Here is a 15073-nt window from a genome sequence, read left to right as displayed (position 1 = left end):
ATTGATGCTTCCGAACAACGACTGGATCGAACTCGCCCAGACGGTCTCTAGGGACTGCAATCTCCTGCTCGCCGTACTCGCTCATGATCTTCTTCTTGCTTTTCCCGTTACGGCTGTTGCTCGTCTGCTTGTTCTGCATGTCATGCTTCTCGTAGCCAAGATGGGTGTCCATCTCGGCCTCAAGCATCTCCTGCAGCGTTTCTGCAAACAAGTCCTTCAAGGCATTCTGTGCGTCCTGAGCGGTAACCAGATTATTCTCCTTGATAAACGATCTGAGCTGCTCCTTTGACCATAATCCCATGTGTGCTCCCAACCTTTCTAGTAATTCCATTTTAGTAGGTTTGAGAGTTTACACAAAGTATTTTACAGACTCATGTAGTCGCACCTTCTTGAAATACCTTTATATTTTTAAATCGAAATTATTATCCACCCATTCCCTAAATATCATTTGAGGTTTATCTAATAGATATAAATATTTGTGGTTATATTTTGATTCAATTTCCCTTACCCAAAATATTTCTTTATTTTTCATCTTCTCAAAAATTATAGTAGTTGACTGAAATCTATCACTTGAATCTATTTGTAAATTATCAATCCTTGCAAAATCCTGAAGAAGAGTTGGAACCTTTATTCTAATTTTTTCTTTTTTATTTTCGCGTGCTTTCTGTATCATACTCTCATTAACTTCGAGGTGGCTACGATATATATTCATGAGTAAAGGGTTATAAAAATCTGCTCCATCTAGATATGCAGGGGTAGTACCTTGCATCTTAATAGAAATCCCTAATTTTATTCGTCCTTGTTTTAGCAACGATATATCAATGTTCTGTTTACCGATCTTACCAGGATACTTCGTTTCATCCCGCAAAATTAAATCTCCTATTTTATGTTCCTTATCTATAGGTTCTTTAATCCCCAAATAGTGGGCAAACCATCTATAAATAATTGCTTCTGCAACTCGTGGCTCTTTCTTATATCTTGAATAATACATATCCTTCAAATCAACAATCTGCTTACATGTAATTAATTTATTATTAATTAAATCATCAACTTCTGTAATAAAAGAATTAATAAAAGGATTAGCCACCTCTTAGATTCTCCTTCTGTTCTGAGTTTGTGCGATTTCATCTAACGTTTCCGTATTCACGAACCCGAGAACCTTAAGCCCCAAAGGGGCGGCCGCGACTGCGGTTAGGTTCGCAGGGTTGTTCGCCTGATTCCACGTCCTTGCTGATCGCATCGGGCGAACCAAGGAGCCGCCAGGCTCCTCCGCGTGAATATAGTGTTAACTGATGTCTCCGACTTCTCGAGCTGCATTCACWATCCGCTCTTAAACAAGCTCTTATTTGGAATTGTATCCCATTTCATCTTCTATTTCAYTACTTCTTTCAAACAAAAAACGCTTCTGGTCTCACTCTTTCGACCAAAAGCATTCATTCAATCTCCCTTATCTTCAAAGCTCGTAGTTACTAGATAACCCTATGCATTCAATTCGGATCTAGATTCAGTCTAGCCCCTATTCAAACTAACTATGAATTTAAAAATAATAATGCTTTTACTATTCCTCTTTAAAGGAACATTCTTGTTAACGGTCTTTAAATGCTCTTAAACCCGGAGATTTCAGTTAACGTTACTGTATCCACGACGTCCCACCGACTTAAACGACCAACGGGAGTGGCCGCGATGCGGTTAGTCGGTGCGGATGTGTCCGCCTGATTCCACTTCCCTGCTAATCCCCTTCGGGCGGACCGAGGAGCCGCCAGGCTCCGATGCGTGGATATGATGTTATAGGATGTATCCGCCTTCATCGATTCAACAATCACAATTCATTTATTATTTTCCCTACGTTCAAATATATATCTCCCGTTTGTGAAGCGTGCCTTCTTTTTCTAATAATTAGTGAAACAAAGTCAATTCTATTTTCTAAAACGGCCAACAAATCTATACCATCCATTAACAAAATTGTACTTCTGCCTGCTGAGTGTATTTGAACAGCGTCACCGGAAAAACCGTTTATTGATAGAAATAAACCTAATGTATTATCAAGTTTCCTACTGATCTTCCCAGTAAAAGCATCTAAATCCGCTGCATTTACAGCATGATTTTGCCACTTGGCTTCAAATAGATAATCTGTTCCTTCAAGAGAGAAAGCTCCATCAATTTGCTCTCCAGTATTTCTGAAAGATGCTTTAGGATCCAGATCAAACAACTCAAAAATATCATATAAAACTTTCTCTAACTCAAAACCTCGACCATGAGGATCCTTAGATGTTACGAGTTTTGAGTATTTATCCTTGATTTCATCAAGTCTTGCTATTACAGCTTGGCTAGATCTGATTTTCTCCATGTTTTCTTGTCTTTTCTTTCTAATCTCTTCTTCTTCTTTAATCTTTTGATCATGATTTTCGATCATTTTTCTTAGTTCTAGTACAGATTCTCTCGCACGTTCAGCTTTCCTTTTTCCGTCGTCCAGATGTTCAAGATGACGGAAGTTTTCCATTCTTGAAACCTCGTAGAATATTCTTCGAATGTCACCCAAATGCTTTTCCTGATTTGACATTAAGTCATCAATAACATCTGAAATAATTTGTCTCTTATATAAAGTCCAATTTGAATTATTTATTGCTGATTTGTCGTTTATACATGAAACTAAAAAGCTTTTCAAATCACTCTTGTACCAATAAATATTATTAAGTGCTTCTTTAAGATATTGAATTGCGAGGGCAGAAATTCTGATATCCATTAATATCTCTCCTCTTTGTTTTGCGGATATTTCCAATAACGTTCCCGTATCCACGACGTCCCACCGACTTAAGCCCCGTCAGGGGCGGCCGCGATGCGGTTAGTCGGTGCGGATGTGTCCGCTGAATATGCTCACCCTGCCGATCGCTTCTCGCGGACCGAGGAGCCGTCAGGCTCCGAAGCGTGGATATGATGTTATATGTTGTCGGGGCCATCTACGAATAAACTTGCATTAAAATAGCTGCTTTTTGTCTTATTCTCTTTTTTGGATTAATAATCTTGCAATTTCATCAAAATAATAGAAAAGCAATGCACCAATAACTCCAAAAATATAGAATTTATACACACTCACAAAATCATTAAATTCAACTTCATTCGAATCAAACAATACAAAAATAGTAAATATTAAAAATCCCCCAAAAATATACATGATAGAATTTAATAATATTCTCTTTATTTTATTATCTTCCAAAAATTTGATCCTTGTGGATACGCTGTCGATAAAAAATGAATATGGGATACCTCCAATGATTATTATTAATGTCGAAAATATAAAGTAAACAATCCATAATCCTGGAACAGACCAATACGCGCTCCCTGGCTTTTGTTCTGATAAAGGTACATACATAATTATTGCCATTATAAAACTCAATAATGAACTTGTTATTAACGCCACAATGAGCTTTCTAATGAAATTTTCTCTTCGCACTTAGAATCACTCTTTTATAATTAGTAATTGCCCCGATTACATATAACGTTCCTGTATCCACGACGTCCCACCGACTTAAGCGACCAACGGGAGCGGCCGCAATGCGGTTAGTCGGTGCGGATGTGTCCGCCTGATTAAGCATCCCTGTCAATCCTCCTCGGGCGGACCGAGGAGTCGTCAGGCTCCGAAGCGTGGATATGATGTTATCAGAAGTTCGTCACTTCTTTGAGTTAGCATTCAATTTATATTGTTTTACTTATTCGAACCATCTCTTGTTCTATTTCGTTTTTGAAGTGCTTGGGTATATTAACTACAAAAATCCCCCCAAATACTTGCTCCCATCTACCTTCAACATCGGTTATTCGTTCTTTTAATAATCCAAATTGATTTGATTCCGTTTGTTCTTTTGTCAGTATCCATGAAAGTCTTATCAATTTAGATTTCTCGATTATCTCTTGAAAGAATAATACGTCCTTGATCTTCTTTACTCTAATAATATCTCCATACGATACCTCATCAGTGAATATAGGGTTTTCTTCAATTCTTATAAGATTTCTATCTATTTTTGTGACAGTTAGTGATTCAATTTCTGCTCCAATGCTATCAAAACAAATCTGCATTTGTAATGTTTCCTTAATGGTTTTCACCTGCTTTGACGAATTTCTGATAACGTTTCTGTATCCACGACGTCCCACCGACTTAAGGCTCCGCCAGGAGCCGGCCGCGATGCGGTTAGTCGGTGCGGATGTGTCCGCCTGATGCCGCTTCCCTGCTAATCTCCTCGGGCGGACCGAGGAGCCGTCAGGCTCCGATGCGTGGATATGATGTTATCTGATGCTACTCGGCTTCCTTGAATTTACTATATTCATTCATTACTTTTTGCATTTGTACAATGTGTCTTTTTGCATGCTGACACAAAAAATAGATATATTGATAAACATCAATCTTTCCTAAATTATTTACTGTCATTGTTGTTTTATAAAGTGTTCCTTCTCCATTTTTCATCTCTTTCAAAAGCTCTTTACATTCTTTAATTTGATCATCAAGTAAAGATCTTATTTGTCCTAATTCTTTATCTCCCTTAGGCTCCATATGTTCTGGCCTAATCCAATTAAAAGACTTATGTTTAGCTATTGCGTCAAGAGCTTGTAGGTTGTATTGATAAGATTCTAATACTGATTTCAAATCTTTCTTTGTAGATAGTTCGATTGCCTTCCGCTTTCCTTTTCTAATTAGAATCAATAAGAAGTGATTAGTTAATGTTACATGCTCTAATATTTGTTCAATACTCCATCCAACCTGAGGTTTGAAGGATAGCACTTCAGGCTTCAAAACAAACCAGTTTTGATATTCATTTAATGTTTGAGTTAATTCTTCATCTATAAAAAGAATCGTTTTTTATATATTCATGTTTTCACCAGCTTTCGAGTAGTTTCAGATAACGTTACTGTATCCACGACGTCCCACCGACTTAAGGCTGCGACAGCAGCCGGCCGCGATGCGGTTAGTCGGTGCGGATGTGTACGCCTGACTCCACTTCCCTGCCATCCCCTTCGGGCGGACCGAGGAGCCGTCAGGCTCCGAAGCGTGGATATGATGTTATAAGATGTCGGCGACTTCTTTGAACTACTTCCAAATTCATCTTTCTTCAAACCATGCTCTATCTATTAGTTCGTCCCATTCAATAATCAAACTCTTATACTTGAGGGTACAGTAGCCAAAATCAGCATTATATTTACGAGACAATATTCCATCAAATCTATGGACAAAGTAATTATCGGTCTTCTGTAATTGTTCTTCCTTCAGCACTTCAAAATCAAGTAATAATTCCGAAATTTGAAGTTCTTTCTTCTGTGCGTCTTCTTCAACATCAATTCTACTTTTGCCTTTTATTCCTGTAGTATCATATAAAAATGATTCCACTATTTCATGATCTATAAATGTAATCATTGCCTTTCCTGTATACATAGCTTTACCAGTGCTGTTAAGAGGATGATCAGATAAAACATCTATGTGCTCAAAGCCTAATGACAAGTCCTGTCCATCTATCAAAATGGTTTCAACCACACAATCATGCAATGATATATGGTTTAATGTGTTATCTGAAATGAATTTTATGAGGATATCCTCCTTGCATTGGAAATTACGTCTTGTTTGGTATTCGCCGATTTCTTATAACGTTCCCGTATTCACGAACCCGAGAACCTTAAGCCCCAACGGGGCGGCCGCGACTGCGGTTAGGTTCACAGGGTTGTTCGCCTGATTCCACGTCAATGCTGATCGCATCGGGCGAACCAAGGAGCCGATAGGCTCCGCCGCGTGAATATAGTGTTAACTGATGTCTCCGACTTCTTGAGCTGCTTACACAATTAGCCCTTAAACAAGCTCTTAAACAAGCTCTTAAACAAGCTCTTAAACAAGCTCTTAAACAAGCTCTTAAACAAGCTCTTAAACAAGCTCTTAAACAAGCTCTTATTTGGAATTGTATCCCATTACGTTTCTTATTTCACTAATTCTTTCAAACAAAAAATGCTCTTGATCTTTTTCTTTCGATCAAGGGCATTTATTCAAATCCTTTGAATTCAAAGCTCGTAGCTACTAGATAACCCTATGCATTCAATTCGGATCTAAATACCGTCGAACGCTTATTCAAAACTAACTTCTTTCTTTATAACAATGCTTGAACCAATTATTGTACTTATCGATCTTTAAATGCTCTTATATCCGGAGATTTCAGTTAACGTTTCCGTATTCACGAACCCGAGAACCTTAAGCCCCAAAGGGGCGGCCGCGACTGCGGTTAGGTTCGCAGGGTTGTTCGCCTGATTCCACGTCCTTGCTGATCGCATCGGGCGAACCAAGGAGCCGCCAGGCTCCTCCGCGTGAATATAGTGTTAACTGATGTCTCCGACTTCTCGAGCTGCATTCACTATCCGCTCTTAAACAAGCTCTTATTTGGAATTGTATCCCATTTCATCTTCTATTTCACTACTTCTTTCAAACAAAAAACGCTTCTGGTCTCACTCTTTCGACCAAAAGCATTCATTCAATCTCCCTTATCTTCAAAGCTCGTAGTTACTAGATAACCCTATGCATTCAATTCGGATCTAGATTCAGTCTAGCCCCTATTCAAACTAACTATGAATTTAAAAATAATAATGCTTTTACTATTCCTCTTTAAAGGAACATTCTTGTTAACGGTCTTTAAATGCTCTTAAACCCGGAGATTTCAGTTAACGTCTTTTCTACGAATTTCACAAATAACCCAAAATCACGTTGGATTTACGAAATAGATATTGATGTCCCAAGAAGGGGGTTCATGATATGCATGAAGACATGGTGGATTTACGTACTCCGAGTCCGATATTGCCTCCCCAGTCGCCTCTACATAAATCCTTCCAAGAAGATGACCTAAGTCTACAACCCTCAATACTCTTGGAAACATATGTATATTATATCCAATATAACTCTCTTAATCTACGACATACGCGCGTTTTCACTTTATTATTCTTTCGACTTACAAAAGGCATCCCCTGGCGTAATTCATCTTCCCTTTGCTTCTCCCGCTTCCGCTCCCTCATTCTCCTCCCCTCTTCATTCAATCCAGCGAGCTGCGAATTTGACTGATGTTTTTTACGGAGACGTGGGTATAGCGCTGGGTGGTTCTCATACTCTGGTGTCCGAGGAGCTGTTGGATGTAACGGATGTCGTTGCCGCCTTCCAGGAGGTGGGTGGCGAAGCAGTGGCGGAGGGTATGGACGCTGGCTTTCTTGGCGAGCTTAGCGTTGCGGGCTGCTTGTTCAAACACTTTCTGGACGGTGCGCTCGGAGAGGTGGCCGCGATTGTCCTGACCGGGAAACAGCCAAGGGCTATCATCGGCCATGCCCGATCCCCGGTAGCTTCGCACGACTTCGTACGCCGCATCGGAGAGAACGGTATATCGATCCTTTCTCCCTTTGCTCTGCCGGATATGGAGCGTCTTTCGCTCCGGATCGATATCCTCGTTCCTTAAGCGCACTACCTCTCCGACGTGAAGGCCGGCTGAATAGACCAAAGATAGAATCGCCCGATGCTTGAGGTTCGCAACCGCTTCTAGAAGGCGAAGCACCTCGTTTCTGGACAGAACGACGGGCAGCTTGCTCTCTTTCTTGGGTCGGGCGATCGTCTCGGACACGGAATGCCCTTCTACATGACGTAAGTAGAATAGAATGGCGCTGATCGCCTGATTGACGTAAGCGTGCGACTTGTTCTGCCCTAGCAAATACACGTTATATTGAGATAGGAACGGAAGAGTCGGCTCATGATCCAGGCTCCGACAGTAACGAATAAAGCGATCGACTTGGCTGAGATAGGTACGGATGGTTTGCCTGCTGTACCCTCGCTGCTGGAGCTCGAACAGCAGTCTGCGGTGACTCGAGGTGATCTCATTCCCATCGTCATATACGCTCCTTTCTCTTAGTTCCGGGAATTCGTTCTGAAGCCCTTGGGAGAATCGGATTTCACTGTCTTGAAAAAGGACAACCAAGGCATTCAACACCGACTTCTCCCGCGGCAGAATCCAAGCCCTCCGTTCGCGGTCGAAGCGGCGTAGCTGGAAGCTCCGGAAGCGCGCCAATTGGATGGAGAAGTCCGTTTCCTTCTCCATTCTCACCTCAACGGCGATCTCCCCATCGCCGGCCAGAGTAACGATTAGCTTCACGATGACCCTCTCCTAACCTTCGGCAAAATGACAAAAAGCCTCCCTCTCCCCATCCGGCGTGCGTACCGGCGAGAAGAGGCAAGCTCTCGATGCTTTCGGAGCTGCGGGAAGCGGAAGCAATTGGCTTCGTCCACAAGGCCTTCTATTTACTCCTAACTTATCATGCCGCTTTGGATCCGTCCACCCTCCCGCGCCAACTTTTCCGCCCCTCCATCTTCCCGCTTCCCCGTCCATCCGTTAAAGTAGAGGATAGCGACACGAGACGGAGGACGACACGATGACCACTTATACCCTGTCCCGCAAGAAGCATGCGATCTTTGTTGCGGCGACGCTTCTTTATTGGACGACGATGTACATTTATGTGCCGATCCTGACTCCATTCCTGAAGGACCGGGGCATCTCCCTAAGCCTCATCGGGCTGATCGTAGGCAGCTATGGGCTGACGCAGGTGCTGATCCGCTTCCCGCTTGGCATCTATTCGGACCGGATGCGCCGGCGCAAGCCGTTCATGGTGGTCGGAATGCTGGCCGGGCTGGCCAGCTGCGGGCTGTTCCTGCTGGGGAATTCCTGGGGAACGCCGCTCGCGGGGAGGCTGGTGGCGGGAATCTGCGCGTCCGCGTGGGTGCCGTTCACCGTGCTGTATGCGTCCTACTATCCTCCGGCAAAATCGACCCAGGCGATGGCGACGCTTAGCTTTCTAACGGTACTGGGGCAGTTGTTCGGCATGACCGCGAGCGGCTGGATCGCCGGCTCGGGCGGGTGGGACGCCGCCTTCCTCACGGGGATCGGGCTGGCCGCGCTGGGTACGGTCGCCGCTCTCGGCATCGAGGAGCGCGCTCCCGCCCTTTCCGCTTCCGTTCCTGCGCCAACCGCCAAACCAAGAAAGACCGCTCCCCATGAGCGGTCTTCTACCGGGTCGAACAGAAGGATAAGAGATCTCCTCTCGCTCATCGGCAGTTCGCCGCTTCTGATCGAGGTCTCGATTCTCTCCATGCTAGGGCATTGCATCCTATTCATCACGATGTTCGGCTTCACGCCGCTTCAGGCGGTAGAGCTGGGAGCCAGCGCGTCGGAGCTCACTTGGCTCGTGGTAGCCTTCATGGTCCCGCATGCCTTGATCTCGCTCTGGAATGGACGCTATATCGCTCCGCGTCTCGGAGCGCGACGAACCATCCTTTGCGGTTTCGCGCTGAGCGCCATTTGCACGGCGATCATCCCGCTCTGCCCGTCGCTTCCGTGGCTCTATGCGACGCAAGCCATCAACGGCATCGGCCAAGCGCTGTACATCCCGCTCCTGCTCGGACTTGCGATCCAGGACTTCGCCCCCGAGCATCGGGCAACCGCCATGGGCTTCTACCAATCGGTTTACTCAATCGGCATGTTCCTCGGTCCTTACCTGGCCGGCTGGCTTAACGGAATCGGCGGACTGGAGGCCGGCTTCTTCTTCGGAGCCTCTCTCGGGCTCGTCGCCGCGGCGATCGTTACCATTCGAGGCCAACGGCAGAAGCGAGCGATCGCCAAATCCGCAGTCGCAGCCGACGAGACGCCGAACACACTCTCAACGTAACAGCCACAGTCCCGCGGATATGACGAGAACCGCCGACACAAGCACCGTATCGCGCGTACCCCAGCTTCTGATCCTAAGAAGCGTGGGGTATTTTTGCTTGCCGATTCCCCGGCTCTCCAGCGACACCGCCGCCTGGTCCCCAAGCCGGAAGAGGGCCAGCAGCATAGGGAGGATCGTTCGGCTCAGCCGTTTGATCGACCCGACAACCGACCGCCTGCCCGTCTCCTTCCCCCTCGCAATGGCGTACCTACTGAACCTCTCCCACTCGCTTAGGAAAATCGGGATAAACCGAAGCATCAACGTCACCGTCAGCAGGAACCTCTGCACGGGCGGCGCGATACGGCCCCGGAAGCCGAGCAAGCTGGAGAGCGATCGCCTCAGCCGAAGCGGCGTGATGGCGAGCGACAAGCCCAGTCCGAGCAGGAACACGAGGAAGGTCCGTGCCATCGAATGGAGCGCGTTCAGGAACGCCTCCGCTTGGAAGCCCCAGCCGCCTCCCTCCCCTTGCCCAAGCCCCGCTAAGACCGACAGCGTCACCGTGAACCATAAGAAGCTGTTGATCAGCCCGCTCCACCGCCGAAGCGGAATGCGTCCTCCTCGAATGGCCGCCGCGACGAGCGCGCCGCCTGCCGCCACTCCCCACCACGACGTTTGAGCGAAGATCGCGAGGGACAAGAGAACATAGGACAACCATAAGGCACGCGGGTCAAAAAGAGACACGGAGGGACGCGGCACGAGACTTCGTTCTTTCCTGGCTTCGGCGGTACCCATACGGTAGACGACAGAAGAAGACGCAGACGGAGAGTCTTCCGCCTGACGGCCGGTCTGCCCCCACCCGGCGGCAAACTTGGCAGGATTCCAGACCGCAGAGACCGGAACGCCTCTTCGCAGCAGCGGGGCAATCGCCTCCAGCCAGGCGGGAACCGCCATCCCCGCTTCCTTCCACCACTCGGGATGGCGAACGAGCGACTCCGGCTTGCATTCCCGAAGGCTGGCCCCGTCTTCGGACAACAGAAGCACGCGATCCGCAAGCGGCAGCGCCCATTCCGAGTCGTGCGAGATCAGCAGGATCCCTTGGCCGGCCTGTTTGCGTTCCGTTAGCACGCGCGTCAGACGCTCCTGTCCCGGCGCGTCCAGTCCGGCGGTCGGCTCGTCGAACAGCAGCCAATCGCCGGGCGAGACGAGCTGGCACGCCAGCGCCAACCGGCGTTTCTCCCCGCCGCTAAGATAGAAAGGCGAGCGGCTGAGCCAAGTCTCATCCCAGCCTACCGCTTCCAACGAGGCAGCGATCCTCGCCTTGGTAACCACTGCCGACAGCGAATAAGGCCGCAGCGTCTCCCGCAGCTCGGCTTCGACCGTCCGCGCGACGAGCTGCTCTTCGGGCGACTGGCTGGCGTAGCCGTAGGCCTTCAACGCTTCCGGATTTCTCTGCTTGCGCCCGCCGCGGCGGCTTCGCCACAGTGGCTCGCTGCCATACGAGACCTCCAGCGCGTCGTTCGGCCGCAGGCCCGCAAGGCTCTCCAGTAGATAGGTTTTGCCGGCGCCGTTCTTGCCCAGCAGGACGGTTATGCTTCCCGCTTCCAAGCGAAGCCGGTCCCCCGATCCTGGGAAAAGGCAGATCAGATCGGCATCTCTATGTAAAGTCATTCCTTATTCCCACTCTCCATCGCGGTTGCCCATTCCTCGGTCGTCATCGGAAGAGGGGCGCCGATCGCCCCGAGGGCGGACAATTCTAGAGCGAATGCGGCCAGATAGGGCAGGCGCAGCCCGCACAACTCGCAAGGCGTTGGCTCTCTCCCTGTCTTGGAACCAGACTCCAAATGCCCATAGAGGAACTCGCGCCCCGTCCCATCGAACCGTATCGTTCCTTCGGCTAAAGCCATCGCCCGAGCATCCGGCTCCAGCTCTTCCAGCCGTTGAGTCACCCAGACGATGGCGGTTCCCTGCTCGTGAAGCTGCTTGGCAATCCGCTTCACCTTATGCGAAGCTTCTTCGTCCAGCATGGAAGTCGCTTCATCGAAGACGATCAGCGGCGTCCTGTTCGCCGTCGACGCAACGACCGCGGCGAGCTGCCGCTGGCCGCCGGACAGCTCGTTCCACGGGGAATCGGCTAGCTCCTGAAGCCCCGCCAGCTCCAAGCTGCGGCTCACCTTCCGCGGAATCTCCTCGGCGGGGACGGCTTGCCATTCCAGAGCGAAGGTCACTTCCTCGCGCGGGTTATCCGCGAACAACTGCGCGTCGGGCTGCTGCATCACGTAAGCGGCAGCCCCTTCGCCGGCGAAGCCCCTATCCATATAACCGGAAGCTCCCGCTTCATAGATGCCGGCGAGAATTCGCGCCAGCGTCGATTTGCCGCTTCCGTTGACGCCGACCAGGTACAGCCACTCGCCCGGAGACAGCTCAAGCGAGACATCCTCCAGCCGAACGGCGATATCCCCGCTCTCCTTTTCCGACCGTACCGACAAATGGCGGATGACCAAACTCCGTTCCGCTTGATCTTCGCTCATCTTTTTTCCCCTCTTCCCAATCCGTCCATCCCATGCTACAATCCAAATTGTTAACCAAACGACAATTACAAGGTTAACATTAGCAAAGGGGTTTTGACAATGACGACTTCTCAATCGAATTCCAAAGAACTTCTGCATGCGCAATCGAATGCGAACTCGCTGCCGAACCAGCTGCAGCCGATTCGCCCGAACTCCGCTGCCTGGATACGAGGCATGGTGTTCACCGCTTTGTTCGCGGCTCTCTTCATCGCCTTCAGCTCCATCAAGATCTCGATCGGCATTACGCCGGTTCCCATCACGCTTCAGACGCTGGCCGTCATGCTGGCGGGAGGCTTCCTGGGCGCGGCTTACGGCTTCTGGAGCATAACGATCGTGCTGGCGCTGACGGCAACCGGCCTCCCTCTCATCCACGGCAACGGCGGTCTGTCCCTCTTCTACGGTCCGACAGCCGGCTTCCTGTGGATGTTCCCGGTCTGCGCCCTCTTCATCGGCTGGGCAACCGATCTCCTGCTTCGCAGGACGAGAACCGTCGGGGTCGTTCGCTACGTCTTCCTAGCCGTCCTTATTTATATCGGCGACCTGCTGTCCTACATAGGCGGCGTGCCTTGGCTCGCTCACAAGATTCATTCCTTCGACAAGGCGATCGAGGTAGGGATGACGCCGTTCCTCGCCGGAGACGCGATCAAAGCGGTCGTCGCGACCCTGCTGATCGGAACGCTGCGTCCCGTTCTTAAGCCTCTGCTTCAACGTTCCCGTTAAGATTGGCAAACAGCGCTTCAACTAGCAAAGGCTTCTCCGCCGGCATTCCAGCCGATGGAGAAGCCTTCTTTGCTTATGCCCCTTTTAGAGAGCGCGCTTATAGATATCGAGAACGTCTTCCTTCGAGAGTGACAGGAAGCGTCCTCTCGGCCCGTTCGCCGTCACCTTGTCCGCCATCAGCTCCAGCTTGCTGTCGTCGATTCCGTAATCGCTAAGATGGGTTGGGGCGCCGAGAGAGCTCCAGAACCGGCGAACCTCGGCTATGGCCGCCTGAGCTGCCTCCTGAACCGTCCGTCCCGATTCGCTGCTTTCAAGCCCGAACACGTTGACGCCGAGCTGCGCGAACTTCTCCGGATGCTTCGCGGACGCCACGTCCATCCAATGCGGGAACAGAATCGCCAAGCCGCCGCCGTGCGGAATGTCGTAGACGGCGGATACGGCATGCTCCATGTCGTGATTCGCCCAATCGCCGCGTACCCCCATCGACAGCAGATTGTTCAGGGCCATCGTTCCGCAGTACATGATCGTTCCGCGGTATTCCAGATTGCCGAGATCCTTCGCCAGCTTCGGAGCCGTCTCGACGATAGCCCGCAGGATCGATTCGCAGAAGCCGTCCTGCACGGGCGTATTCGGATCATGGTGAAAATATTGCTCGAACACATGGCTCATCATGTCCACGATGCCGTAGACGGTCTGATCCAGCGGAACCGAAGCGGTGAACGAAGGCACGAGAATGGAGAAAGCCGGGTAGACAAGGGGACTCCCCCAGCCGTGCTTCTCTTGGACTTCTAGATTGGAGATAACCGAACCCGAATTCATCTCGGAACCGGTCGCCGCATGGGTAAGGACCGTACCTAACGGCAGAGCTTCCTTAACGGCGGCCTTCTTGGTGACGACGTCCCAGAAGTCTCCATCGTATTTGGCCGCAGCCGCTATCGCTTTCGCGCAGTCGATGACGCTGCCTCCGCCGACTGCCAGCACCCAGTCGATCCGATGAGTCCGGCACAGCTCGGCTCCCCGATGAACGGTCGCGATGCGTGGATTCGGCTCCACCCCGGACAGCTCGAACACCTCGGCTCCCGCAGTCCGCAGCTCCTTCGTCACCGCGTCATGGACGCCGTTGCGAAGGATGCTGCCTCCGCCGTACACGAGCAGCACTCGGCTGCCGAGGCGCCTGCATTCCTCGCCAAGCTTGCTTAATTGATCCTCGCCGTAATATAGCTTTGTCGGGTTCGCGTAGACGAACGATTGCATGTCGACCGCTCCTTTATTGAGATGATGTCTCCTCGTCCTATGCTCTTTCCCTCGGGGACTTTCGTACAGGCAAGTGATCGTCCACCCGCATAAGGTGAAAGGTACCGAAGGCGGCCTTTCCCCGAAGGGCTTTCGCGAGGAGCGTGAATCGGCTTCATGGCAAGCGGAAGAATAGATCTACTCCACTCCCCCATACCGGAAAATACGATTTATTTGACCTTCAACGGACTCGGCAGCAACGAGAACGGCTTGCGGGGCATCGGCAGCGGCAAGCAGGTCGTCCTTCGGCGCGGCAGCGTGCGGCGCCAGGCGACGGTGCGATTCCGGGAGAACGGCGAGAGCTTCACCAACGATCTGGAGATGAATGCCAAGCTGGCTTCAAGCTTGCGGCTTCGGGCGAATTATCGCTATCTTGTCGATTATGACGCGAAGACGAATATTCTATCCTTCGTTCCTTCGCCAATCAGCTCCGCAACCGCCAAGCTTCAGATCGACTCCAAGATAGGCGCCAATCGATTGCAGATCGGTTACGAGCTGCTGTCGACTCTGGGAATCCCCGAGAGTCGTTCGCTCAGCATCGTCTGCCAATCGCCTGCGGCCTCCAAGAGTCTCCAGGTCAGCACTCCTTCGAACCTTTTCGACAGGAGCTTTAGTCTCGATTCCGCATCTTTGCGCGCACTCCGATTGACTCCAGGCTCTAATGTTGCCATAAGCTACAATCAGAATACGAAAGTGCTGACGCTCAAACCCTCGACGCCGCGCGCCGCGCCGAAGTCTCCGTAGCGATGAGAGCATGCCCATTCAACCGAATCGAGACAGAACAGGCGGAGCTCGCG

At 49.9% G+C, this 15073-nt stretch carries 14 protein-coding genes; 3 read left to right on the top strand and 11 right to left on the bottom strand.

The annotated features are described in order from the left end of the window. The 8 genes from ELR57_RS06970 to ELR57_RS06935 all read right to left on the bottom strand — a co-directional run. A partial coding sequence (locus tag ELR57_RS06970) for a transposase (RefSeq protein ID WP_192896529.1) occupies positions 1-301 on the bottom strand: 301 nt, incomplete at its 3' end. Positions 302-400: 99 nt separating this feature from the next. After that, positions 401-1087, bottom strand: coding sequence for a hypothetical protein (locus ELR57_RS06965; RefSeq protein WP_126958290.1), 687 nt, complete (start codon positions 1085-1087; stop codon positions 401-403). Between the two features lie 732 nt (positions 1088-1819). Beyond that, positions 1820-2743 carry a restriction endonuclease gene (locus ELR57_RS06960; protein ID WP_126958289.1) on the bottom strand — a complete coding sequence of 308 codons (924 nt, stop codon included), beginning with the start codon at positions 2741-2743 and terminating at the stop codon, positions 1820-1822. A 252-nt stretch (positions 2744-2995) separates the two neighbouring features. Then, entirely contained in the window at positions 2996-3451 is a 456-nt protein-coding gene (locus ELR57_RS06955; RefSeq protein WP_126958288.1) for a hypothetical protein, read from the bottom strand. Between the two features lie 242 nt (positions 3452-3693). Beyond that, positions 3694-4146 (bottom strand): DUF4265 domain-containing protein, encoded by a 453-nt coding sequence (locus tag ELR57_RS06950; RefSeq protein ID WP_126958287.1) that lies wholly within the window; start codon positions 4144-4146, stop codon positions 3694-3696. Between the two features lie 142 nt (positions 4147-4288). Next, positions 4289-4834, bottom strand: coding sequence for a DinB family protein (locus tag ELR57_RS06945; protein ID WP_255414928.1), 546 nt, complete (start codon positions 4832-4834; stop codon positions 4289-4291). A 255-nt stretch (positions 4835-5089) separates the two neighbouring features. Next, positions 5090-5485: a hypothetical protein gene (locus tag ELR57_RS06940; protein ID WP_126958285.1), complete on the bottom strand. Its 396-nt coding sequence runs from the start codon at positions 5483-5485 to the stop codon at positions 5090-5092. A gap of 1564 nt (positions 5486-7049) precedes the next feature. Continuing rightward, complete coding sequence (locus ELR57_RS06935) at positions 7050-8150, bottom strand: tyrosine-type recombinase/integrase (protein WP_202866402.1); 1101 nt, start codon at positions 8148-8150, stop codon at positions 7050-7052. Positions 8151-8427: 277 nt separating this feature from the next. Here ELR57_RS06935 and ELR57_RS06930 point away from each other — a divergent pair, with 277 nt between their 5' ends. Continuing rightward, a complete protein-coding gene (locus tag ELR57_RS06930; RefSeq protein WP_126958284.1) occupies positions 8428-9717 on the top strand; it encodes an MFS transporter in 1290 nt (429 codons plus the stop codon). Here ELR57_RS06930 and ELR57_RS06925 read toward each other — a convergent pair. Both ELR57_RS06925 and ELR57_RS06920 read right to left on the bottom strand, forming a co-directional pair. Continuing rightward, positions 9709-11364, bottom strand: coding sequence for an ATP-binding cassette domain-containing protein (locus ELR57_RS06925; protein ID WP_126958283.1), 1656 nt, complete (start codon positions 11362-11364; stop codon positions 9709-9711). The genes ELR57_RS06930 and ELR57_RS06925 overlap by 9 nt on opposite strands. Further along, a complete protein-coding gene (locus tag ELR57_RS06920; RefSeq protein WP_158629950.1) occupies positions 11361-12224 on the bottom strand; it encodes an energy-coupling factor ABC transporter ATP-binding protein in 864 nt (287 codons plus the stop codon). Before ELR57_RS06920 ends, ELR57_RS06925 begins: the two co-directional genes overlap by 4 nt. A gap of 99 nt (positions 12225-12323) precedes the next feature. Here ELR57_RS06920 and ELR57_RS06915 point away from each other — a divergent pair, with 99 nt between their 5' ends. Further along, complete coding sequence (locus ELR57_RS06915) at positions 12324-12983, top strand: biotin transporter BioY (protein WP_126958281.1); 660 nt, start codon at positions 12324-12326, stop codon at positions 12981-12983. Positions 12984-13067: 84 nt separating this feature from the next. Here the strand turns inward: ELR57_RS06915 and ELR57_RS06910 are convergent, their stop codons facing one another. Continuing rightward, positions 13068-14237, bottom strand: coding sequence for an iron-containing alcohol dehydrogenase (locus ELR57_RS06910; protein WP_126958280.1), 1170 nt, complete (start codon positions 14235-14237; stop codon positions 13068-13070). Between the two features lie 156 nt (positions 14238-14393). Between ELR57_RS06910 and ELR57_RS06905 the strand changes: the two genes are divergently transcribed. Continuing rightward, positions 14394-15020, top strand: a complete 627-nt coding sequence (locus ELR57_RS06905; protein ID WP_126958279.1) for a hypothetical protein — start codon at positions 14394-14396, stop codon at positions 15018-15020. Positions 15021-15073: the final 53 nt, after the last annotated feature.

The organism is Cohnella sp. AR92, assembly GCF_003990975.1.
Taxonomy (GTDB): Bacteria; Bacillota; Bacilli; order Paenibacillales; family Paenibacillaceae; genus Cohnella.
The sequence above is the reverse complement of the archived record's forward strand: the minus strand, read 5'-3'. Positions and strand labels throughout refer to the sequence as shown.